Origin of the sequence: Fictibacillus sp. NRS-1165, from assembly GCF_050468105.1 — a bacterium.
Classification (GTDB): Bacteria; Bacillota; Bacilli; order Bacillales; family Fictibacillaceae; genus Fictibacillus_C; species Fictibacillus_C terrinigri.
The window spans coordinates 110,193-132,320 of record NZ_JBDPNU010000025.1 but is presented as its reverse complement, the minus strand read 5'-3'; the positions used below and the strand labels follow the sequence as shown (position 1 = coordinate 132,320).

Below are 22,128 nucleotides of genomic sequence, written 5' to 3'. Positions count from 1 at the left end.
TCTCTAACCTTAATCATTACTTTTTATTTCGGTATTGCCTTTTTTCTAATCTTCTCTTTTCTTCTGCCATCTTCTTTTTATAACCAGGCTTAACCTTTTTAGGTTTTTGGACACTTACACCGGAGCTTCCCTTTTGAACAGAAGCCTTTTTCGTTCGAAGAGGCATCTCTTTCCATTCTCCGTTCTTCAGTTCTTCCTGAACAAACGGAATTTTACGCTGCTGCAGCTTTTGGATGGCAAGCTGGTCAGACGGTTCCGTAATAGTTGCCGCTATTCCAGTCATTCCTGCACGGCCAGTCCGCCCCGTACGATGAATATAATAATCGAGGTCAGACGGCAGCTCAAAATTTATGATATGGCTGACTCCTTTAATGTCGATTCCCCTTGCAGCCAAATCGGTAGCTACGACATATTGAAACTCTGCTTTTTGCACACGCTTCATAATATTCTTTCGTTCACGCGGAGGAACATCTCCGTGCAGGCGTTCAGCGTTCATACCTTCTGCCAGCATGGCGTCGGCTACTTCATCAGCGGTTTTCTTCGTATTCACGAAAATTAAACAGAGGTAAGGATTATATGCTTTAGCTACCTCAATCAACGTCTTGATTTTGTCTTTATGCTTCAGTGGTATCAATACGTGTTTAATTTCTTTTGCTGTTGCCTGTTCCGGACTCACGTGAACATGGCGTGGGTTGTTCATATATTTTTTAAGCAACGGCTGGAGCTTTTCCGGAATGGTCGCAGAGAAAACAAGCATTTGAATTTCTGTTGCCATACGCGCAGCCACCTGGTCAACATCTTCGATGAATCCCATATCAAGCATTTGATCTGCCTCATCAACCACCAGGGTGGTTGCAGTAAAGATATTAATTCCCTCATTGTTCACCAGATCTTTAATACGCCCCGGTGTTCCAATAATAAGATGAGGTGCATTCTTCAGGCGGTCAGCCATTCTTTTTCGGTCGGTTCCGCCTACGACAGTCTTAGCACGGATAAACTCGTCTTCAGGAAAGTATGCCGAAAGCTTTTCATACTCATCAAAGATCTGCTGTGCGAGTTCTCGGGTAGGCGCAGTGATGATCGCTTGAATTTCATTTTTTTCGGTATTGATCTTGTTGAGGACCGGCAAAAGAAATGCCAATGTTTTACCTGAACCTGTCTGTGACTGGCCAATAATATCATAACCATTCAGTATACCCGGAACAACCCGCTCCTGAATATCTGTTGGTTTTTTGAATCCTTGCTCGATCATTGCGTTTAATAAAAACGGTTTTATATTTAAACGGTCAAACGCTGTTTTCATTTTTATCACCTGACTTTTTTCCATTTGTATTGTCTACTTTTAGTATTATAGATGAAGTCTTGGAAATTAGCTATGAAGAAAAGGAATTCGGCGGTTTTGCCATGACATTCGCACACCTCCTGAGCCAAACTTTCATATCTTTAAGTGAAGGGTATTTTTTTGAAGGGAGGGTCAAACGATGCATCCATATCCCCCTATAGGTCCTCAACGCGGCCGGTCGACCGGTATGCCCCCAGGGCAGCGCTTTGCTGCTCCAGCAGGAATGCGGTCTCTTGCTGGTCTAGGCGGTGCAGCAAGATCTCCGTTGAACGTGCTGACGATGGTTGAAAACGTTCAAAAAATGCTGCAGATCGCTGAAACAATGGGGCCGATGTTCAAACAATACGGTCCAATGGTGAAAAATCTGCCGGACATGATGAAGTCATTAAAAGAATTCAAAGATAACACAAATAAAACGTTGAAAGAAAAAAAGGAAGCCAGAAACGAAAAAGCAAAAGCAAAAAAAGAAGCACAGGCAGAAGCTGGTTTAAGCAAGCCTAAAAAGAAAGAGAAGCCAAAAGCCGAAGCAAAGCCCAAGCCAGTAAAAATTGAACTGGACAGTGAAATGCTGGATGAAAGCAGCTTTCCTTATGATATACCGGCAGGAACGCCTGAAGACGCTAAAATAATCATCGGTCCTGCAGCGGGCAAAGTGAAAAACAAATCTCTGCCTGCGAAAACAGTAAAGAAGAGGCCGGTCAAACGCGTGCAGCCACCACCGAAGCTGTTCATTTAGCCTTAAGTGCGCTTCATTGTTTTCTTAAACACTCTCCTTTATAATGATAAGAGATGTTCAGACTACAATCATCTGAACAGCTGACTTTTTTAGTTTATAAGGGAGAGATGAAAATGAAGGTTGTTAGAATATCTCCTCGAGGTTACTGCTATGGCGTAGTAGACGCCATGGTATTAGCAAGACAGGCGGCTAAAGACCCATCACTGCCCAGACCTATCTATATTTTGGGCATGATTGTTCATAATAAACATGTTACTGACGCATTTGAAGAAGAGGGAATCATCACACTGGACGGGAAGAGCCGTCTGGACATCATTCGCAACATCGAATCTGGCACGGTGATTTATACAGCGCACGGAGTGTCTCCAGAAGTCAGACGCATCGCTCATGAAAAAGGGCTGATCGAAATTGATGCTACGTGTCCAGACGTTACCAAAACTCATGACTTAATCCGTGAAAAAGAAAAAGAAGGGTATGAAGTCATCTATATCGGCAAAAAAGGCCACCCTGAGCCGGAAGGTGCGATTGGAATCGCTCCGCATGCGGTTCATCTCATTGAAAACACTCAGGACATTGCCAATTTGACGATTGAGAAACAAAAGATTCTCATTACGAATCAGACGACAATGAGCCAATGGGACGTAGCTGAGATCATTAAACAGCTGCTGATTAAATATCCAAACGCGGAAGTTCATAAAGAGATCTGTTTGGCTACACAAGTTCGTCAGGAAGCCGTGGCTGAGCAGGCGAAAGAATGTGACCTTGTTCTGGTCGTGGGCGATCCGAAAAGCAACAACTCCAATCGTCTGGCTCAAGTCTCACAAGAAATTGCAGGGACACCGGCTTACCGAATTGCTGATGTTACAGAGATCAACCTGGATTGGCTTAAAGATGTGAACATTGTGGGAATTACATCCGGCGCGTCTACACCCACCCCCATTACGAAGGAAGTCATATCTTTTCTAGAGAAGTACGATCAAAAAGATCCTTCCACTTGGGATAAAGAACGAAAGGTTGGTTTAAGTAAGATCTTGCCAAAAGTGAAAACGAAACAATAACAAAAAGGCTGACGAAACGAACGGTTTTGTCAGCCTTTATTATTGTTAAAGCACATTGATGATATTCCTAATGGGCAACGGGTTGAGACCGTCAATTATTCAAAAGAATAAGAAAGGATCAGTATGAACTTCCGAAGAAAAGAATTCCGTGGCATATCCCTTTCTCTTCATTTCATCCGTTAAATACTCACAGAGGCCTCTTTTCATGATTTTCTCCACGTTATGCCCCGGGTCAATAATGGAAAGTCCAACAGCCTGTGCATCATGGGCATTATGATAATACATGTCTCCTGTGACAAGCACATCAGCTCCCTTCATAATCGCAGCAGAAATAAACTTGTTTCCGTCACCGCCGACCACTGCGACTTTTCTGATGGGCCCTGAATGGCCTTTTACAGCACGCAAAGAAGAAACATCCAGAGTTTCTTTGACATGCTGAATAAATTGTTCGAACGACATCTCCCGAGCCAGACGGCCGATTTTACCGATACCGAGGGTTTCTCCCTGGTTTTCAAGCTTATAAAGATCATAGGCCACCTCTTCATACGGGTGAGCTTTTTTCATAGAGGATACAACCGGTTTCACTAGGTCTTCCGAAATGACTGTTTCAACCTTGATTTCTATTACCCTTTCGATCTGCCCCTGCGTACCGATAAACGGTTTTGTCCCTTCAAGGGGCTTAAACGTACCTTCGCCAGTTGTGTTAAAGGTACAATGGCTGTATTGGCCGATATGACCTGCTCCAGCAGCCGACATGGCCTCTCTGACTGTATCAGCATAATCTTCCGGTACATAAACCGCCAGCTTGACGAGCGATACTTCTCTGGTGCCCTTAAGAACTTCCGTCTGTTCAAGCCCTAAAGCTTGAGCCAGCCAGTCGTTCACACCGCCTTTAGCGACGTCCAGATTTGTATGAGCCGCATATACGGCAATGTCATTTTTAATAAGCTTCTCAATGATCCTGCCCTGCGGCATGGAAAGATCAATTTTCTTGAGCGGGCGATAAATCATCGGGTGGTGAGCTATAATCAATTCTGCTCCTGTTTCAATCGCTTCATCTACTACTTCTTCCAGGACATCCAGGGCAATCATGACCTTCTTTACAGGCTTGTTCAAATTTCCGACCTGCAGCCCGATCGGGTCTCCTTCTTCCGCAAGGTGCTTAGGGGCGAGAGTGTTCAATTCAGCAATGACTGATTGCCCGTTGGCGAATTTATTCATGATTTCAGTACCTCCTCCACTGATTCAATCCTTTTTAGCAGTTGCTGTTTTCGTTCCATCAAATCAGGAGATTGGCTTGATTCCATTTGCAGCATAATTTTATTCCACTGCTCAAGCTCACCCTTCCATTTTTCAATGAACGTTTTATTCTTTTGTTTCATTAAGTAAGGTCCAAGCAATAATTCAAGGGATTCATCCTTCGTATAGGGCTGAACGCCCTCCTGGATGTCGGCCACCAGAACTTCATAAATCTTGCCGTCTTCTTTTAAAATTTCTTCATGAGTTAACGTCCAGCCTTCTTTGATCAACCACTTTCTGATCGAATCTGCCCCCACATTCGGCTGCAGCACCAGCCTTTTAACACCTGCCAGCTTTGATTTGCCATTTTCCAATATACTGGTGATCAGTTGGCCACCCATACCGCAAATCGTAATAACGTCCGCCTCGTTCGGAGAAATCACTTCAAGGCCGTCTCCTTTGCGGACGGATATTTTCGTTTGGAGATTTGCTGATTGCACTTCTTTTAATGCCGATTGATAGGGTCCTTCATTCACTTCACCTGCAATTGCATATGCCACTTGGTTTTCAAGCACTAAATAGCACGGTAGGTAAGCATGATCAGAACCGATGTCAGCCATAACTGACTCACGGTGCACATAATCTGCTACTGTTTTAAGTCTTAGGGAAAGTTTATCTCGTTTCATTTTAAATCCACCTGTTTTTATTATCGTACTACTATTATAATCATGTCACCGGACAAAAGTAAAAAGCTGACTCAATCATTCGCCATGAGGCAGTTGATTGGAGCCAGCTCCTTTTTATTTTTTCTCTGAAAGCCATTTCGAAATGATCTGCTGCTCTTCACCTTTTACGACACCAGCTGGCATTCCGCCAGATTTACCGTTTTTAATAATATCCGTGATTTGTTCTTTTGAATATTTGGCTCCGACTTTTTGAAGGTTAGGACCAACCGCGCCTTCCAGGTTTTGGCCATGGCAGGAAGAACAGTTTTGTTTGAAAATTGCTGCAGGGTCAAGGGCAGCCTGTTCTTTTTCCTTTTTCGCTTGTTCCTGATTATGTATTCCCCAAAATGACATGCCGATAACGAGAATAATGCCAATTACTCCCGTAAAGACAAAAGGAATAAGCGGATTACGTTTCATCATTTTTCCTCCTTCATCTGTTCTACATTTGATGTACATTTTGTCTGCTTATGTAAGTGCTAACAATCCATATCCTATTTTACTTGAAAAAAGAGTCGAAGGAAAGAAAAAGTTAAACTTTTACTGGTTTTGTAAAATGCCCCTCAAAAGAAAAACCGTCCGCAGATGCGGACGATCACGTCACGATACCCTTTTCTGCTTCAATACGCTGTCTAGCCTCTTCACGCAATTTATACTTTTGAATCTTACCGGATGCCGTCATCGGGTATTCGTCGACAATTATCATGTATTCAGGAATTTTGAACTTAGAAATCTTGCCTTGGCAAAAGGCAGCCAATTCCTCTTGACCGATGCTGTGGCCTTCCTTTACCTGTATGCAAGCAGCAACTTTTTCACCGAAGGTTTCATCCGGAACACCGATTACCTGAACATCTAGAATAGAAGGATGCGAATACAGGAACTCTTCCACTTCCCGAGGATAGATGTTTTCACCTCCGCGAATTATCATATCCTTTAACCGGCCTGTAATCGCTACATAGCCATCATCGTCCATAACAGCCAGATCACCTGTATGGAGCCAGCCGTCATGGTCAATGGCCTCTTTGGTCGCGTCTGGCATCTTATAATATCCTTTCATCACGTGATAACCCCTTGTGCAGAGTTCCCCCTGTATTCCAGGAGCTACCCTTTTACCTGTGGCAGGATCAATCACCTTGATTTCAACACCTGGATGTTTCCTTCCAACCGTTTCAACCCTTTTTTCAATAGGATCATCCGGTGTCGTTTGAGTAAAGACCGGAGAGGTTTCCGTCTGCCCATAGGCAATCGTTATCTCTGACATTCCCATTTTGCTGATGACGTTCTTCATGACCTCAATCGGACATGTGGAACCCGCCATGACACCTGTTCGCAGAGAACTTAAATCATATTGGTCAAACTCTGGATGGTTCAACTCTGCGATGAACATCGTCGGTACACCATGAAGAGCGGTGCACTTTTCTTTTTCCACCGTTTCAAGGACTTCCTTAGGACTGAATTGTACGATAGGAACCATAGCCGCGCCCGCGGAAACCGCAGTCAACGTTCCGATTACACACCCAAAGCAGTGAAAGAACGGTACCGGTATGCATAAACGGTCTTCATGTGTTAGCCTCATTGCTGCTGCCAACCGGTGAGCGTTTCCAAGAATATTGCTGTGTGTCAGCATAACTCCTTTTGGGAAACCAGTCGTTCCAGAGGTATATTGCATGTTAATGACATCGGATGGCTCCAGGCTTAATTCTCTGTCAAGCAGCTCATCTTCTGTGATGTTTTCTCCTGAACGAAGCATCTCTTCCCAGTTTGACATACCTTCTGGCTGGCCTTTGCCCATATAGACGAGCTGATCCAGCAGCGGAAACTGTTCACTTTTGGACTGAATATGGTAGGCCATGTTTACATATGAAGTGTTCTTGAATCCCTCAATGAGGAACAAAGCTTTTGCGTCAGACTGTTTAAGGAGATATTCCAATTCATTCTGCTGATAGCTGGTATTAACCGTTACCAGCACTGCTCCTGCCCTTGCAGAACCGAATTGCAGCAGTATCCATTCCGGCACATTGGTCGCCCAGACGGCGATGTGATCTCCTTTTTTAATACCGAGTGACATTAATCCTTTAGCTACTTTCACAGTTAAATCGTAAAAATCTTTATAGGAATACCGAATTCCTAAATCGCTGTATACAACAGCTTCACGAGAGCCGAATTTCTTAACTTGCTCTTCAAGATATTTTCCAATAGTTACGGATTGCAGCTCTGTCATAATTCACCCCAATGATTAGAATTAACAGCCTATTTCTCTGGATATTACCATCCTTTGAATCTCGGACGTTCCTTCACCGATTTCTGTCAGCTTTGCATCACGGAAATACCGCTCCACATGGTAGTCTCTCATGTACCCATATCCGCCGTGGATCTGTACAGCTTCCGAACAGATCTGCATACAAGCCTCTGATGCATAAAGCTTCGCCATGGCAGCTTCCTTTGAAAACTTTTTCCCTTGGTCTTTTAACCAGGCCGCTTTGTACACCATGTTTCTAGCAAGCTCAATTTTCATGGCCATATCAGCAAGTTTAAATTGGATGGCCTGGAACTTAGAAAGGGCGGTCCCAAACTGTTTTCTTTCTTTTGAATATGAAAGCGCCTTGTCATAGGCTGCCTGTGCGATCCCGACTGCCATGGCCCCAATGCCAATCCGTCCGCCATCAAGTGTAATTAAAAACTGTTTAAAGCCATCGCCGCGCTTTCCAAGCAGGTTCTCCCCCGGAACTTTTACTTGATCAAGAATCAGTTCCGTTGTATTTGAAGAATGGAGCCCCAGCTTCTCATAGTTATCGATCACTTTGAACCCTTCAGCATCCGTTGGAACAATAATCGCACTGATCTCTTTATTCCCATCTTTTTTCCCTGTAATCGCTGTGAGTGCGAGATGCTTGGCATAGCTTGCATTGGTGATGTAGCACTTGCTTCCGCTGATGACCCATTGATTGTCTTGTTTCACCGCCACCGTTTGCGTTCCGCCTGCATCTGAACCAGCGTTCGGTTCAGTGAGACCAAAAGCACCCATCGATTCTCCAGTACAGATCGGAACAAGATACTTTTGCTTCTGCTCTTCTGTTCCAAACAAATAGAGAGGAGCGCCGCCAAGAGAAACATGTGCTGAATACGTTATACCGGCAGATCCGCAAGCCCGGCTCAGTTCCTCAACGGCAATCGCAAAAGAAATCGTATCGGCCCCTCCGCCCCCATACTCTTCAGGGAATGGCAAGCCCATGATCCCCAGCTTCCCTAGCTTCTGAAAAATTTCCACAGGAAACTTTTTCTCTTTATCTCTTTGTTCGGCTCCAGGAGCTACCTCTTCATCTGCAAATTCCCTCATCATTTTTTGAATCATAGCTTGCTCATCTGTCAATGCATAATTCATGGATGACCCCACCTTTTGTATAATTTCACCATTGTGTGTAATCGCTTTCAAGTTTATTATAGATATAAAGGCAGAATTTTTACAACATTAACATTATTATTTTCGGGTTTGTTTTCCTTCTTTTGGAAGTCTAATTTTGCGAAGACGATTTGCATTCAGTAAAATTTATCAGTAAAATATATAATAATAACTGGTAAAAATGTTATTCTATCCTATTTATTCGAGCACATGACGTCCGCTACCGGCAAAATAAAAAGCCTGCCGGACAGGGCAGACTTAATATTTATTCTATTCCAAGAAATCCTTTAATCGCTTGCTTCTGCTCGGGTGACGAAGTTTTCGGAGTGCTTTAGCTTCGATTTGGCGAATCCGTTCACGTGTTACACCAAAAACTTTACCTACTTCTTCAAGCGTACGGGTACGGCCGTCATCAAGACCAAATCTTAGACGCAAAACATTCTCCTCTCTGTCGGTGAGGGTATCGAGTACATCTTCGAGCTGCTCTTTTAACAGCTCATAAGCTGCAGCTTCAGAAGGAGCAAGTGCATCCTGGTCTTCAATAAAATCACCTAGGTGAGAGTCATCTTCTTCACCAATCGGTGTTTCAAGTGAAACAGGTTCCTGAGCGATCTTCAGGATCTCACGTACTTTATCCGGTGTAAGTTCCATTTCCGCACCTATTTCTTCAGGCGTCGGTTCACGGCCTAAGTCTTGCAACAGCTGTCTCTGGACACGGATCAGTTTATTAATCGTCTCCACCATGTGGACAGGAATACGGATGGTTCTTGCCTGGTCAGCTATGGCTCGTGTGATAGCCTGTCTGATCCACCAAGTCGCATACGTACTGAACTTATAACCTTTGCGATAATCAAATTTCTCTACCGCTTTAATAAGTCCCATGTTGCCTTCCTGAATCAAGTCAAGGAAGAGCATGCCGCGGCCTACATAACGCTTGGCGATACTTACTACGAGCCTAAGGTTTGCCTCAGCAAGGCGGCGCTTTGCTTCTTCATCACCGTCTTCAATTCGTTTAGCAAGGGAAATTTCTTCTTCTGCAGAAAGAAGATCAACACGGCCAATCTCTTTTAAATACATTCGTACAGGGTCATTAATTTTTACCCCCGGAGGAACGCTGAGATCATTGAGGTCGAATTCCTCCTCTTCCTTGCCTGCTTCAAATTTTGGCTCTTCCTCGTCTGAATCGGACTCATCGGTTACTTCTACACCCTGTTCTTCAAGAAAGTTGTAGAACTCATCCATTTGCTCTGAATCCTGATCAAACGGCGCGAGCTTGTTTGTAATGACCGTGTAAGTCAGTACTCCATTTTTTTTCCCTGCTTCAATTAACTGCTCTTTTACTTGATCGATGGTTAATTCGCCCTCCGTCTCGCGACGGTTCGGTTTCTCAGCCATTCGATCCCCTCCTTCCACACTTCAACAAAAAAATAATCAGCCTTTTAATTCTTTTTTCATTTGAAGTATCTCCATTGCTATTTGGGCCGCCCTGGCAAAATCTTGCCCGCGTTCCGCTTCCTTTTTGTGCTTTTCTTTACTCTGTATCTCCAACCACTTTGGATAGTTGGTGATCTGTCTTATATAATCACTCATTTCCTTATCGGAAAGATGTTCATTGACAGTCAGCATCGCCAGTTCAGAAGCAATCTTCTTTAACCTGTCATCTTCAATGCGCTGCAGGAACAAACCAACATTGGGCAAATTTCCTTCTTCATAGAAGGCATATAAATAAGCTGCGACCGCATTGTGTTCTTCAATGTTAAAAGATGCTCCGAGTAACTCCTGAATCCTGATGGCAACGTCTGTATTTTTCAGCATATGCGCAAGCAGAATCCGTTCAGCATTATGATAGGCTGGCAAAAGGGGTTTGTTGTAGTAAGTATTATACCTAGGATTATTATTCCTGTTTGTGTCAACATTATCCTTTTTTCGCCTTTGCTGCTTTGCTGTGTAGAATTGCTGCTGTTTTAGAGCTTCCAGAGAGAGGTTGAATTCATCAGCCAGCTGCCTTAAATAGTGATCTTTTTCAACGGCATTGGGCAATTGGCTGATTTCCTTGATTATCTCTTCGATATAGAGCATCCGTTCTCCTTCATCGCTGAGATTTTTCCCTCTTCTGTAGTATTGAATTTTAAAAGCCATTACGGTTAAACTTGCCCCTATTACATCCCTGTTAAACTTCTCGGCTCCATATTTTTGGATATAGTCATCGGGATCAAGACCATCTGGCATCTTCGCGATTTTCACATTGCAGCCTGCCTTTAACAAAATGGAAGAAGCTCGAAAGGTAGCTTCTACACCCGCATGGTCGGAGTCATAACAGATAACCACGGAAGGTACATTTCGTTTCAGGAGTTTAGCCTGATCTTCTGTCAAAGAGGTGCCGAGCGTAGCCACCCCATTTTCGACGCCTGCTCTCCAGGCAGCGATCGTATCAACATAGCCTTCAAATAGAACAGCCTGCTGTTTTTTTCTCATTTCTGGTCGAGAAAGATGCAGGGCATACAGGTTTTTCCCTTTATTAAACAGCATCGTTTCAGGACTGTTTAAATATTTCGGTTCACCTTCACCTAAAATCCGGCCTCCGAAGCCGATGACTTTACCGTTCTTATCCCAGATGGGAAACATAATACGGTTTCGAAACCGGTCAAAATATTTTCCGTCGAAATCCCGTTTGCCCAGCAATCCAGCTTTTTCACATAATTCCAGTGAGAAATTCCTTCTGCTCAGGAAGTTAGTGGCTGCATCCCATGAATCAGGAGCAAACCCGATCTGAAAGCGGGAGATCACTTCATCTGAAAACCCTCTGTCCTTTAAATAGTCGAGTGCTTTTAAACCTTGCTCAGTATTGAGCAGATAATGATGAAATAGTTTCGCCAAAAGCTCATGTGCCTCACCCATGACTGCCCGGTTATCCGTTGACTTGCTGTTTCCAGGCTGACGTTCCAGCTGAGGTAAATCTATTCCTGTTCGCTGTGCAATATGCTTTACCGCCTCAAGAAAAGAAAACCCCTCAATATTCATTAAAAAAGAGAAGGCATTTCCGCCTGCTCCGCAGCCGAAGCAGTGGTAGATCTGCTTATCAGGCGAAACAGAAAAGGAAGGGGATTTCTCCCCGTGAAAAGGGCATAAACCAAAGTAATTTCGACCTTGTTTTTTTAAGGTCACATAATCACTGACAAGTTCAACAATGTCTTGCGAGGTTCGAACTTTTTCGATCAGTTCGTCCGGAATTCTTTCTGCCATGTTTAAACACCGCTTTATTACTTTCCATACTGTGAAAAATCACACAGGTTATAGTTATTCGTTAGGAATTAATGAATTCCTTCAATATTCGACAACATTTTTTTAAATTGTCCAGTGAAGCGTTCAAGATCTGATTCCTGAAACTTCGCTGGCCCTTTTGTACGATGACCGGCTCTTCTTTCTTTCCCGGAAATGTACCTTTCAAAAAGCATTTTTTCCATATCTTCTTCCCGGTATATAAAGCCGCGGGGATGGAACGTAACCACACCTTTTGGAACCAGGATACTGGCGAGGCCAAAATCCTGTGTAACTGCAATATCCCCCTTCGTTGAATGATTCATGAGATACAAGTCGACTTCTTCACGATTGGCATCAACCAGAATCCATTCTACACCTGGTGAAGGAGCCGTGTAGTGGGCGTATGAAATGACAAAAAATGCCGATAAATTAAATTCCCGACAATGTTCGATAATCACGTTCTTAATCGGAACCGGGCATGCATCTCCGTCTATCCATACTTTTCGTTTAGAATTAGGCATAAAATAAATTTCTACATCCTCCATTAGAATCCTTCTACAAAATAAGCTTGTCGAAGAAAACCTTTTTTTGTTTTTCCTTCGTGCAGAAGAATGATATTTCATAGAAATCAGTCTTTCCCGTGCGTTGGAAAGAACATTCTTATCCTATTCTAGGTTCCATTGTTAACTTTTAATCACAATTTTATATTATAGCTAAAAATTTATAATAATGCCAGAAAAATAACTGCCGAAGAAAAAGCGTACAAAATCTTTGGATTTTGTACGCAGAATGCTTATCGGTAGTTCTTGCCTATATAAATGTTATAGATGAGATTGGCAGATTCCTCTACGGCTTTGTTAGAAACATCAACCACCCTGCAGCCGATTCGGTCTATCGTTTTATTAAAATAGTCGAGTTCCTGTCTGATGCGGTCGATATTCGCATAGTTCGCCTCCGAGTTCAGCCCTAAAGCCATCAGTCGTTCTCTGCGGATATCGTTTAATTTTTCAGGTGTGATACTTAATCCGAAACATTTTTTTGCAGACACTTTGAACAATTCGTCAGGCGGTTCTACTTCTGGAACAAGAGGTACATTGGCGACCTTCAGCCGTTTGTGAGCCAGATACTGGGAAAGAGGCGTTTTTGATGTCCTCGATACTCCTACCAAGACAATATCCGCTTTCAATATGCCCCGCGGATCCCTTCCATCATCATACTTTACCGCAAACTCAATGGCCTCTACTTTTCGGAAGTAATCATCATCGAGCTGATGGACGATTCCCGGTTCATATCGGGGGACCTGCTGAAGAAGCTGCTGCATCTGATTCATCATTGGTCCGATGATATCTACTGCAACCACTCCGGATCCAAGTGCCTGCTGAAGGAGAAATTCCTTCATCTCAGGTATAACCAATGTAAACGCGATCAGCGCATGATGCTCTTTCGCTAACGCTACAACTTCTTTGATGGTTTCCTTATCTTCTACATAAGGAACTCGTTTTAGCTCAATGGCCGTTGAATTAAATTGGCTGGCCGCGGCTTTTACAACAAGCTCTGCAGTCTCACCAACAGAATCAGATACAACATAGATCATTGGGCGATTTATTTGGTCAGTCATCATTACCTCCTGATTGCGAAGATCATATAATCATTTCATCCCTGGCCAATTCAACAAAGGCCTTGGTAATATTCGTTTTCGTGATTCTTCCAACGACTTCATAACCTTCGTCGTTGGAAGCTTTCTTTACGACCGGCAGCCCATCGATCTGCTTTTGAATGAGAATTTGGGCTACATCCAATAAATGGTCTTCTTTAAAACAATATGTGATGTTCGGCATCCTGGTCATAATAATATTGATCGGAATGGCGTTCAGTTCCTGTTTTCCCATACTGGCTCGCAATAAGTCTTTTCTCGAGACGACGCCTACAAGATGAGAGTTTTTATTCACGATGAACAAAGTTCCCACGTCTTCGAGAAACATGGTACAGATGGCTTCATATACCGTCGCCGATTCAGCAACAACGACAGGGATTGAAGAGAATTCATGGACCTGTATCTTCTTGATCTTCTCAGTCAACAGCTGGGAACCTGTTTTGCCTGTGTAAAAATAGCCGACGCGCGGTCTGGCATCCAAATAACCGGCCATGGTCAAAATAGCAAGGTCTGGCCGCAGCGTTGCTCTCGTTAAATGCAAACGGTCTGCAATATGTTCTCCAGTTATAGGGCCATGGTCTTTTACGATTTGCAATATTGTTTCTTGCCTTTTATTCAGTTCGATTGTTCGCACCACCTTAGCAAACTTTAAATGTGTTATACTCTTAATTAAACATTATATACTAATTATGGGAGCAAACGAAGCTAAAAGGTATAAAAGCAGCATGATTATTCAAATTTATTCAATTGATCAATAAATTTTTTAGATTTGAAGTACAATCCCGAGTATTCATTGATATAGGTAGAAAGAACGAACCTGATCTCGTCCTTCGTCTGTTTTTTTAATGATATATTTCCAAGACGGTTTAGATCAAAATGATAAAACAAGCGGAGTAGCCTTGCTGTCGCTTGCGTAAGAGGAATGAGGTTTGGATCCATTGGATGGCATCTGTCACAGAGAAATCCGCCTTCCCGTATGGAAAAGGCAAATTCACCTTCCGTTCTGCCACAGTTCGCGCAATGGTTTACCTGGGGTCCAATGCCTGCTTGCTGCAGCATCTTCATTTCAAAAATAAACGTGATCACCTCTGGATCTGCACCGTCATTTATTAGATTAAAAGATTGCCAAAGATGTTCAAATAAATAGGGCTGCGGTGTTTTCTCTTCTGTTACCTTACCAAGAAATTCGACCATATAAGCACAATATGCGGTTTTGAATAAGTCTTCCTTAATGCCTCGGAACGAGTCGATGATCTCCCCTTGACTGAGAGACCCCAGCCCCCTGCTTTGCTGAAAAACAAAATGTCCATATGTAAATAGCTGCGCAACAGAAGAGAGGCGACTTTTTGGTTTCTTCGCCCCTCTTGCCATAACACCGATTTTACCGTTTTCTCTCGTAAAAAGAGTAAGAATTACGTTAGTTTCGCCGTAGTCCACTTTTCGGATGACGATTCCTTCAACCTTTTGCAGCATGATTGCACCACCACCAGGTCATTTAATGAAGGCACCTTATTGGATGGGAGAGTCGAATTGTGCTTGCTGATCTTCTTGCTGCGCCCCACTGGTTGACATGTCGACCTCAAGTTCTTTAAACAACAAATAGGTATCAATACTGCCCGTTTCGCAAAATACCTTCCAGGTAAATTCTTTCATCGGAATGCTCCACCTTTCACGTTGTTTTTTAAAACTCCCTTGCCTTTAGGTTTGCCTTAAATATCGTTTTCATGTGAAGGAAAATATGGAAGATCAATATTCGTCTTCGTTAAATCCAAATTCTTTTAAGTTGCTCAGCTTGTTTCTCCAATCATTCTGAACCTTGACAAAAAGCTCCAAAAAAACTTTAGATCCCAGTAAATTTTCAATATCCGTCCGAGCCCGTTTACCAACCTCTTTCAGCATCGAACCCTGTTTCCCAATAATGATTCCTTTTTGGGATTTTCGTTCAACAATGATCGTGGCATTAATAAAAACCACATCACGGTCATCCCGGCGCTGCATTTGTTCGATTACGACAGCAATCGAATGAGGAATTTCTTCTCTCGTAAGGTGCAGTACTTTTTCACGGATCAGTTCACTGACAATAAACCGTTCAGGATGATCGGTTACCTGGTCCTCGGGATAATATTGCGGCCCCTCCTCCAGGTAATCTGTGATCTGGTTCATGAGGGTATTGACGTTGTTGCCTTGAAGAGCCGAAATCGGGATGACTTCCTGTACCTCCACCTTGTCCCTGTAAAAGTCAATCAGAGGCAGAAGCTGGTCAGGATGAATGGTATCGATTTTGTTAATGACAAGGAAGATCGGCTGTTTGATGTCCTTCAGTCTATCGATAATAAACTGATCTCCTCTTCCATATCCTTCTTCAGCATTGATGACAAATAGGATTAAATCTACTTCCCTTAATGTCTGCTGAGCGATTTTAGTCATAAAATCGCCAAGGCGATGCTTTGGTTTATGGATACCCGGAGTGTCGATAAAAATAACCTGTGCTTGATCCGTTGTATACACTCCTTGGATCTTATTTCTAGTTGTCTGCGGCTTGTCACTCATAATCGCGATCTTTTGGCCGATGATATGATTCAATAATGTTGATTTTCCAACGTTCGGCCTTCCGATAATCGAAACAAAGCCTGATTTGTAACCTGTTTTATTCATTTAAATCCCCCGGTGAAAACGCCCCTGGAAGCAATTCCTCCACAGTCGTCTCCTTAATGTCTCCTTTTAAATTGGTCAAATAAACTTTCATGCCAGGCGGGCAAAATTCTGAGATCACTTGTCTGCACGCTCCGCAAGGCGGTACGGGCCGGTCGGTCTCTGCGACGACTGCTAGTGCGGCAAACGCTTTGTCTCCTTCTGATACCGCTTTGAACAGCGCAGTCCGTTCTGCGCAGTTTGTTACACTGTAAGCTGCATTTTCAATATTTGCACCCCGGTACACTTTCCCATCTTTTGTTAAAAGTGCAGCGCCTACCTTAAATTTTGAATATGGCACATAAGCAAATTCTCTTGCTGAAACCGCTTCCTTAATCAAATTTTCTTTTTCCATTTCGAGTTCCACCTTTCAATAGCAGCCCGGTTCTTGTTTTAGCGGCTGACATCTATGAGAAATAGTGTAAGGCAGGTTTAAAAAATAGGAGTAATCCGATTATAACAGCAATTACCGAAAAAACCAAAACCGCACCTGCCGCCATATCTTTGGCTTGTTTCGCCAATGGATGAAAATCGTCCGTGACCAGGTCCACAACACGTTCCAAGGCTGTATTCATGATTTCCAGACAGATCACTGACCCAATGACAAGCAGCAAAATAGCAAACCTCTCGGCTGAAAAATGAAGGGCGTAGGCGGCCAGTAAAACGATACAGCCCACACCAAGATGAATTTTGATGTTTTGTTCACCGGAAACCGCAGCTTTGATTCCCTCCCAGGCATATCCAAAACTTCTAACAAACCTGCGGGCTGATGGCCCCATCTTATCGGGTCAGCCCGTACTCGTTTAAAATTTGATCTTGACGGCCGAACATTATCTTTTCATCTTGCTCGTTCATATGATCATAGCCTAAGAGATGAAGAAATCCATGTACGGTCAGGAAACCAAGCTCTCTCATGAAAGAATGGCCATACTCTTCCGCCTGGCCTTTGGCAATTTCTACAGAGATGATGATGTCGCCAAGTGTTCTCGGCAAGTCTGCACCGGTAATCTCCATTTCTCCCTCCCCCATTTCTTCCATCGCAAAAGAGATGACATCCGTAGGTGTATCTTTGTCCCGAAATTGTTTATTGATCTCGTGAATCCGTTCATTGGTTACAAAGGTAACAGAGAGCTCTGTTTCATCAGGGATACCTTCCATAACGGCCGCATGGTTTAAAAGGTTTGTTAATTCTTCCGTTTGCTCCGGAGTTATTCGTTCTGTTTCGTCTGTAAAATCAATGTGTAAGCTCATTATTAGTCCACCTTCTTTTTGATTTGCTGCTCAGGATATTCAATCCTCGAATGGAATATCCCGTTTAGTGTTTCACTGAGTGTTTTTGCAACCGTATTTAATTCTTTAAACGTAAGATCACATTCATCGAACTGCCCATCCTCCAGGCGTTCTGTGATAATTTTTCGGATGATCGCTTCAATTTTAACCGGTGTCGGTTTGGATAGCGAGCGGACAGCCGCTTCTACACCGTCTGCAATTCCTACTACCGCCGCTTCTCGGGACTGTGCTTTTGGGCCAGGATACCTGAAATCTGATTCCTGAATCTCGGAGTTGCTCATCTCTGTTGCCTTGTGATAAAAATATTGCAGCAAGGATGTTCCATGATGCTGTTCAGCGATATCAATAATTTCTCCCGGCAGCTTATATTCTTTCAACATTTCCGCCCCATCATACGGATGGGCAATAATGATCGTCTTGCTCAATTGCGGTGTCAGTTTATCATGCGGATTTTCCATATTCATCTGGTTTTCGATGAAGAAATGAGGCCGTTTCGTTTTACCCAGATCATGATAGTAAGATCCCACTCTGGCAAGAAGGCCGTTTGCTCCTATCGATTCACAGCCGGCTTCTGACAGGTTAGCCACCATAACGGAATGATGATAGGTACCAGGAGCTTCGATCAGCAGTTTTCTCAACAGCGGATGATTAGGGTTTGAAAGTTCGATCAGCCTCGTTGTGGATAAGATGCCGAACCAGGATTCGAATACCGGCATCAGCCCTAGAGTCAAAACAGATGCGAGGCAGCCTGATAAAAAGCCGAATCCAATCTCCACTCCGATTTGAACCGGAGAGTACTTCCCGTTCTGAAGCAAAAGAATGATCAATATTGATAAAATATTTACGAAGGAAACCAATACTCCAGACTTTAAAATTCTTGTTTTGAGATGCCGTTTTCCTAAATAAATGATGCCTGCGATGCACCCGAGCAATACATAGATGCCTAAAGGAAAATTAAACGTACCTGTTGATCCTTCATTAAAGATCAGGGTGGCACAAACGGCAAATAACACACTGGACAGGATGGCTGTAAACTCATTAAGAAGCATTTTTATCATCATAGCCCCTGCAGCGATCGGTACCACAAAGAAGATACCAGTAACCTCGAGTTTATCAATAAAGCTTGTCAGTTTCATTACGATCAGGGAAAAAGTGACCAGGATGACATACAGCATTATCTGTTTTTTTTGCAGAGGAACCGTAGCTTTTAGAGATTCCCTTATAAAATAATACAAGCCCATGACTAAAATCAGAACAAAAAGCAGAAGGCCCAAATACGGATAAATGGCAATTTCCTTATCAAGAAGTCCTACCAGCTTAAGCTGCCTGAATTTCTCCGGTGTAACGACGTCCCCCTCTCGGACGATGATCTCTCCTTCTTTAATTTCAACCGGCTCTGCTTCATCAATAGCCTTTTGCTTTGCCAATTTGGTCTTGTCCACGTCCAGAAGATAATTGGATATAATATTGCTTCTCGTCAGTTCAACAACCGCATTTTTTAACGCGCCCGAAAAATTCGAATTCTGCTGAATCTTATCTTCTGCACGATCACGGAAAAACTCAATCTGATCAACCCTGATCTTATTTTTAAGCGTGTCATTGATCACTGAACTTGCAAGATCTCTCCCTGTTCTAAGTTCAGTCGGTGAAGCATTGAACAAGGCAGTATAGGCTTCAGGTGAAATCTGATCGTTTCCGACCATCCCCTTGATCTGATCGATTTTCTGCTCCAATGTGAGCGGTTCTTTATCTTTTTTATTGTCCTTCTCCGCCTCATTGATCTTCTCGATCGCCTTAAATATCTCATTGGACTTCTCTGCCTGTTTCAGCGGACTCTCTTCGTCATAGGAATAAATATTCTCCACTTTATCCGCGGCTTCGTTTTGCTTTTTCAGTGTTTCTTCTTTCATTTCAATCGTGATGGGTGATTGGATATCACGCGGGGAAATGGAGTACGGCCCGACATCTACCGTATCGGGAGTTACATTGCTGAGCAGGCTTGCGTAGATGATAAGAGCGAGTAAACCAAACATAAAGAAATTCCATTTGTTTTGCAGACTCTTTTTAATGCGAAAATGTTTTTTTATCTTATTCGTCAACTTGAACATCCCCCGCCTGTCTCAGCTTTTTGTTATCTTCATATTAACAAAAACTGGACATAGAATGTATATTTAATAAAAAAAGAAAAAACGTTCAGGTTTTTCATGAACCCGAACGTTTTTTCTACTTCTCCGTCTTTTCGTATGCTGATATAATTCTTTGCACAAGCGGGTGTCTTACTACATCCAGCTGTTTTAAGAATATGAATTGTATACCTGGAACACCATTGAGTGTCCGCTCGGCGATCTTCAGCCCTGATTCCTTTCCTTTCGGCAGATCAATTTGTGTCAGATCCCCTGTAATCACCATTTTCGAACCAAAACCAAGGCGTGTTAAAAACATTTTCATTTGTTCCGGAGATGTATTCTGTGCTTCATCCAAAATAACGAAACATTCATCAAGAGTCCGGCCTCTCATGTAGGCAAGCGGGGCAATTTCAATCGTGCCCCTTTCGAGAAGCCGTTCTGTATGCTCCATTCCCAATAGATCGTGAAGCGCATCGTACAAGGGGCGTAAATATGGATCGACCTTTTCCTTTAAGTCACCAGGCAGGAATCCGAGGCTCTCACCTGCTTCAACCGCCGGCCTTGTCAGTACGATTTTTTTTATTTTCCCTTCTTTTAAAGCAGCGACAGCCATCACGACAGCTAGATATGTTTTTCCTGTTCCCGCTGGACCAATGCCAAAAACAAGGTCTCCTCTTTTCATTGCAGTTACATAATGGCGCTGACCGAGTGTCTTCACCCTGATTGGTTTACCTTTAACGTTGGTTGTAATCTCCTGTTGATATAATTCGGTGATTTCCTCAAGCATGCCCCTTTCAGCAAGCTGAACCGCGTAAACGATGTCTCTTTCTGAAATGTGAATCCCTTTTCGGATAAGGTTCAAGAGTACCATTAAGACATCCTCCACTTTTTGGACGGTGTCGGATGTTCCAGTAACAGAAATATCTTCGCCTCTTGTTACAATCGTAACCTCCAGCTTATCCTCAATAATGTTCAGAAAGGCATCATTTGGTCCAAAAAGCGCTTGGGCTTCCCCTTGAGTTTCTAGTTGTAATCGCTGTAATTTAATGGGTTCTGACAAACTACTCAGTCTCCTTGTTGGATAAGTATAGGTTGATCAGATGCAATATTTTCAATTACCTGGTAGTGCATCGATAAATTTACTTTACCATTAGATACGGACTGGTGCAAAATTTTTTCTTCTCTAATCTTGGCATCATGGGCGAGCAGTTTCCTCACTTCTTTTCTTGCCATAGCCTTGCCTGCGTCCATCGCTTCCGCTTTCGTATACACTCTTTTTACACCATCTGTTTCCCTGATTTCTTTTTTAATATAGGACATCGGGAGCGTCCATTTCCAGAACTTCAGCGGGGTTTCATTTTCACTGACTTCTTTTGATTTATATTCCCCGTCTTTCCATCCCCAAATCGGAATCCTCAGACCAAATAAATTAAGCTTATGCTGTATGATCGAACTTCCTGTATAAGTCTGAAATTTTGTTTCCAGCGGGATCGTCACATTCGTCGTATACCAGGTTTCCCCCCATACTACACCTTTTGCGGGTACAAGCTTAGTTTTGCCTTCTTTTCCGATATATCCTGAAACCAATAAGCTTCCCTTATAAACAAATTGATGCGGAGCAACTACAGGTTGTCCTTTTTCTACGAACATGTCATAGATTACCGCATCTTTCTTTGCGACTAAATGTCTTGGAGAAAGAGCTTTTTTACGCTCCGGGATCTCTTTTTCCACTACCTGAAAGTTATAGGTTGTCCCATTCAGGCTTACTCCGATCCATGTCACATTATCCATAGCGTTGGTCAGCTGCTGTTGAAGCTGCCTGACGTTCGGCAGAAGGAAAATAAATTTCCCTTTTTTTATGCCTAGTTCCTTAGCCGCATTCAGCAGCTGGTATTCTGTTTTAGGATTTGCTCCTGTCACTTTAATATTCCAAACCATGTTGGATAATAAAAACAGGATGACCAAAAACCCTGCAAGACCTAATATAAGTCCGTTCCTTCTCCACATTCTGGCAGCCCAGAACGGGAGTCCGTTTTTTTCTAAAAAACGAATTTTACAGCCTGTTTGTTTTAAGAGAGGCCGGAGCCCCTTTATATTCTTCGTATAAAGACAAGCTGAAACGGCATTCTCATTTGTTCGTTTAATATTCCAAATCGAGATATTTCGTGCGAGGCATGCGTTAATCAATTCTGCTATGCCTTCTCCGCGTATTTCAACTTTTACATAACTGTTAATCGGCTCCAGCCAGTCCTTTTTCATAACAGCCTCCTGTCCACAGTTTTACGTGGCTTTGTCATAGTAGACACCATCTATACTGCCTTCAAGCAGAATTTCTTCCGGCAAAATAGTTTTTATTACAAACTCCTGGCCCTTGATCACAAGATTTCCTTGTTTTAGTCGGAGTTTTAGCTCCTCTTTTGAAAAAGCAATGACACCCCGGTGATTCTCTATATAAATATGTAACTGGCCAATCATCGTAATACGGGGCAGATCCATCATGGCATCCGCAGGGAGATCCAATTTTTCCACAAGCCATTTTGTTACCTGCTGTCTCCACTTTGCCATCCGCAACACCCCTCTCATCTCATTTTTATGAAGATGTGGGA

The 22,128-nt window shown here is 43.0% G+C and carries 23 protein-coding genes; 2 read left to right on the top strand and 21 right to left on the bottom strand.

Annotated elements, in window-relative coordinates:
* Positions 1–16 precede the first annotated feature (16 nt).
* The gene (locus ABHN01_RS11270) at positions 17–1,303 is read right to left on the bottom strand and encodes a DEAD/DEAH box helicase (protein WP_429875624.1); all 1,287 of its coding nucleotides are present in this window, start codon (positions 1,301–1,303) and stop codon (positions 17–19) included.
* 178 nt (positions 1,304–1,481) lie between these two features.
* Here ABHN01_RS11270 and vrrA point away from each other — a divergent pair, with 178 nt between their 5' ends.
* Positions 1,482–2,078 (top strand): VrrA/YqfQ family protein, encoded by a 597-nt coding sequence (gene vrrA, locus ABHN01_RS11265; protein ID WP_429875623.1) that lies wholly within the window; start codon positions 1,482–1,484, stop codon positions 2,076–2,078.
* Between the two features lie 113 nt (positions 2,079–2,191).
* On the top strand, positions 2,192–3,136 hold the full coding sequence (locus tag ABHN01_RS11260; RefSeq protein WP_429875622.1) for a 4-hydroxy-3-methylbut-2-enyl diphosphate reductase: 945 nt from the start codon (positions 2,192–2,194) through the stop codon (positions 3,134–3,136).
* 99 nt (positions 3,137–3,235) lie between these two features.
* Here the strand turns inward: ABHN01_RS11260 and ABHN01_RS11255 are convergent, their stop codons facing one another.
* The 20 genes from ABHN01_RS11255 to yqfC all read right to left on the bottom strand — a co-directional run bounded on the left by ABHN01_RS11255 (position 3,236) and on the right by yqfC (position 22,087).
* Positions 3,236–4,357: a Nif3-like dinuclear metal center hexameric protein gene (locus tag ABHN01_RS11255; RefSeq protein WP_429875621.1), complete on the bottom strand. Its 1,122-nt coding sequence runs from the start codon at positions 4,355–4,357 to the stop codon at positions 3,236–3,238.
* Positions 4,354–5,061 (bottom strand): tRNA (adenine(22)-N(1))-methyltransferase, encoded by a 708-nt coding sequence (locus ABHN01_RS11250; RefSeq protein ID WP_290400893.1) that lies wholly within the window; start codon positions 5,059–5,061, stop codon positions 4,354–4,356. Before ABHN01_RS11250 ends, ABHN01_RS11255 begins: the two co-directional genes overlap by 4 nt.
* A gap of 114 nt (positions 5,062–5,175) precedes the next feature.
* Positions 5,176–5,520 (bottom strand): cytochrome c550, encoded by a 345-nt coding sequence (gene cccA / locus ABHN01_RS11245; protein WP_429875620.1) that lies wholly within the window; start codon positions 5,518–5,520, stop codon positions 5,176–5,178.
* Between the two features lie 175 nt (positions 5,521–5,695).
* Positions 5,696–7,321 (bottom strand): AMP-binding protein, encoded by a 1,626-nt coding sequence (locus ABHN01_RS11240; RefSeq protein WP_429875619.1) that lies wholly within the window; start codon positions 7,319–7,321, stop codon positions 5,696–5,698.
* A gap of 21 nt (positions 7,322–7,342) precedes the next feature.
* Positions 7,343–8,482, bottom strand: a complete 1,140-nt coding sequence (locus tag ABHN01_RS11235) for an acyl-CoA dehydrogenase (protein WP_429875618.1) — start codon at positions 8,480–8,482, stop codon at positions 7,343–7,345.
* 288 nt (positions 8,483–8,770) lie between these two features.
* Positions 8,771–9,895 (bottom strand): RNA polymerase sigma factor RpoD, encoded by a 1,125-nt coding sequence (gene rpoD / locus ABHN01_RS11230; RefSeq protein WP_290400897.1) that lies wholly within the window; start codon positions 9,893–9,895, stop codon positions 8,771–8,773.
* Positions 9,896–9,931: 36 nt separating this feature from the next.
* On the bottom strand, positions 9,932–11,743 hold the full coding sequence (dnaG, locus tag ABHN01_RS11225) for a DNA primase (protein ID WP_429875617.1): 1,812 nt from the start codon (positions 11,741–11,743) through the stop codon (positions 9,932–9,934).
* Positions 11,744–11,811: 68 nt separating this feature from the next.
* Complete coding sequence (locus tag ABHN01_RS11220; protein ID WP_429875616.1) at positions 11,812–12,306, bottom strand: YaiI/YqxD family protein; 495 nt, start codon at positions 12,304–12,306, stop codon at positions 11,812–11,814.
* A 248-nt stretch (positions 12,307–12,554) separates the two neighbouring features.
* Positions 12,555–13,379, bottom strand: a complete 825-nt coding sequence (locus ABHN01_RS11215; RefSeq protein ID WP_290400973.1) for a pyruvate, water dikinase regulatory protein — start codon at positions 13,377–13,379, stop codon at positions 12,555–12,557.
* A gap of 22 nt (positions 13,380–13,401) precedes the next feature.
* The gene (locus tag ABHN01_RS11210) at positions 13,402–14,052 is read right to left on the bottom strand and encodes a helix-turn-helix transcriptional regulator (RefSeq protein ID WP_290400900.1); all 651 of its coding nucleotides are present in this window, start codon (positions 14,050–14,052) and stop codon (positions 13,402–13,404) included.
* 92 nt (positions 14,053–14,144) lie between these two features.
* A complete protein-coding gene (gene recO / locus ABHN01_RS11205; RefSeq protein WP_429875615.1) occupies positions 14,145–14,888 on the bottom strand; it encodes a DNA repair protein RecO in 744 nt (247 codons plus the stop codon).
* 36 nt (positions 14,889–14,924) lie between these two features.
* Entirely contained in the window at positions 14,925–15,068 is a 144-nt protein-coding gene (locus ABHN01_RS11200) for a YqzL family protein (RefSeq protein ID WP_290400902.1), read from the bottom strand.
* Between the two features lie 93 nt (positions 15,069–15,161).
* Positions 15,162–16,070 (bottom strand): GTPase Era, encoded by a 909-nt coding sequence (era, locus tag ABHN01_RS11195; RefSeq protein WP_290400903.1) that lies wholly within the window; start codon positions 16,068–16,070, stop codon positions 15,162–15,164.
* Complete coding sequence (locus ABHN01_RS11190; protein ID WP_290400904.1) at positions 16,063–16,461, bottom strand: cytidine deaminase; 399 nt, start codon at positions 16,459–16,461, stop codon at positions 16,063–16,065. Before ABHN01_RS11190 ends, era begins: the two co-directional genes overlap by 8 nt.
* Positions 16,462–16,513: 52 nt before the next feature.
* Positions 16,514–16,885, bottom strand: coding sequence for a diacylglycerol kinase family protein (locus tag ABHN01_RS11185; RefSeq protein ID WP_429875614.1), 372 nt, complete (start codon positions 16,883–16,885; stop codon positions 16,514–16,516).
* A gap of 1 nt (position 16,886) precedes the next feature.
* Entirely contained in the window at positions 16,887–17,357 is a 471-nt protein-coding gene (gene ybeY / locus ABHN01_RS11180) for an rRNA maturation RNase YbeY (protein ID WP_429875613.1), read from the bottom strand.
* A 2-nt stretch (positions 17,358–17,359) separates the two neighbouring features.
* A complete protein-coding gene (locus ABHN01_RS11175) occupies positions 17,360–19,495 on the bottom strand; it encodes an HD family phosphohydrolase (protein WP_429875612.1) in 2,136 nt (711 codons plus the stop codon).
* A 124-nt stretch (positions 19,496–19,619) separates the two neighbouring features.
* Positions 19,620–20,582, bottom strand: a complete 963-nt coding sequence (locus ABHN01_RS11170; RefSeq protein WP_429875611.1) for a PhoH family protein — start codon at positions 20,580–20,582, stop codon at positions 19,620–19,622.
* Positions 20,583–20,587: 5 nt separating this feature from the next.
* Complete coding sequence (yqfD, locus tag ABHN01_RS11165; protein WP_429875610.1) at positions 20,588–21,781, bottom strand: sporulation protein YqfD; 1,194 nt, start codon at positions 21,779–21,781, stop codon at positions 20,588–20,590.
* A gap of 21 nt (positions 21,782–21,802) precedes the next feature.
* Complete coding sequence (gene yqfC, locus ABHN01_RS11160) at positions 21,803–22,087, bottom strand: sporulation protein YqfC (protein WP_429875609.1); 285 nt, start codon at positions 22,085–22,087, stop codon at positions 21,803–21,805.
* Positions 22,088–22,128: the final 41 nt, after the last annotated feature.

Excerpts from the sequence above, each read along its gene's own strand:
- cccA (WP_429875620.1), bottom strand. The coding sequence starts at position 5,520 with ATGAAACGTAATCCGCTTATTCCTTTTGTCTTTACGGGAGTAATTGGC.
- dnaG (WP_429875617.1), bottom strand. The coding sequence starts at position 11,743 with ATGGCAGAAAGAATTCCGGACGAACTGATCGAAAAAGTTCGAACCTCG.
- ABHN01_RS11250 (WP_290400893.1), bottom strand. The coding sequence starts at position 5,061 with ATGAAACGAGATAAACTTTCCCTAAGACTTAAAACAGTAGCAGATTAT.
- ABHN01_RS11255 (WP_429875621.1), bottom strand. The coding sequence starts at position 4,357 with ATGAATAAATTCGCCAACGGGCAATCAGTCATTGCTGAATTGAACACT.
- ABHN01_RS11240 (WP_429875619.1), bottom strand. The coding sequence starts at position 7,321 with ATGACAGAGCTGCAATCCGTAACTATTGGAAAATATCTTGAAGAGCAA.
- rpoD (WP_290400897.1), bottom strand. The coding sequence starts at position 9,895 with ATGGCTGAGAAACCGAACCGTCGCGAGACGGAGGGCGAATTAACCATC.
- ABHN01_RS11190 (WP_290400904.1), bottom strand. The coding sequence starts at position 16,461 with ATGGAAAAAGAAAATTTGATTAAGGAAGCGGTTTCAGCAAGAGAATTT.
- yqfD (WP_429875610.1), bottom strand. The coding sequence starts at position 21,781 with ATGAAAAAGGACTGGCTGGAGCCGATTAACAGTTATGTAAAAGTTGAA.
- recO (WP_429875615.1), bottom strand. The coding sequence starts at position 14,888 with ATGCTGCAAAAGGTTGAAGGAATCGTCATCCGAAAAGTGGACTACGGC.
- yqfC (WP_429875609.1), bottom strand. The coding sequence starts at position 22,087 with ATGGCAAAGTGGAGACAGCAGGTAACAAAATGGCTTGTGGAAAAATTG.
- ABHN01_RS11215 (WP_290400973.1), bottom strand. The coding sequence starts at position 13,379 with ATGACTGACCAAATAAATCGCCCAATGATCTATGTTGTATCTGATTCT.
- ABHN01_RS11235 (WP_429875618.1), bottom strand. The coding sequence starts at position 8,482 with ATGAATTATGCATTGACAGATGAGCAAGCTATGATTCAAAAAATGATG.
- ABHN01_RS11200 (WP_290400902.1), bottom strand. The coding sequence starts at position 15,068 with ATGAAAGAATTTACCTGGAAGGTATTTTGCGAAACGGGCAGTATTGAT.
- vrrA (WP_429875623.1), top strand. The coding sequence starts at position 1,482 with ATGCATCCATATCCCCCTATAGGTCCTCAACGCGGCCGGTCGACCGGT.
- ABHN01_RS11220 (WP_429875616.1), bottom strand. The coding sequence starts at position 12,306 with ATGGAGGATGTAGAAATTTATTTTATGCCTAATTCTAAACGAAAAGTA.
- ABHN01_RS11260 (WP_429875622.1), top strand. The coding sequence starts at position 2,192 with ATGAAGGTTGTTAGAATATCTCCTCGAGGTTACTGCTATGGCGTAGTA.
- era (WP_290400903.1), bottom strand. The coding sequence starts at position 16,070 with ATGAATAAAACAGGTTACAAATCAGGCTTTGTTTCGATTATCGGAAGG.
- ABHN01_RS11185 (WP_429875614.1), bottom strand. The coding sequence starts at position 16,885 with ATGGGGCCATCAGCCCGCAGGTTTGTTAGAAGTTTTGGATATGCCTGG.
- ABHN01_RS11270 (WP_429875624.1), bottom strand. The coding sequence starts at position 1,303 with ATGAAAACAGCGTTTGACCGTTTAAATATAAAACCGTTTTTATTAAAC.
- ybeY (WP_429875613.1), bottom strand. The coding sequence starts at position 17,357 with ATGAGCTTACACATTGATTTTACAGACGAAACAGAACGAATAACTCCG.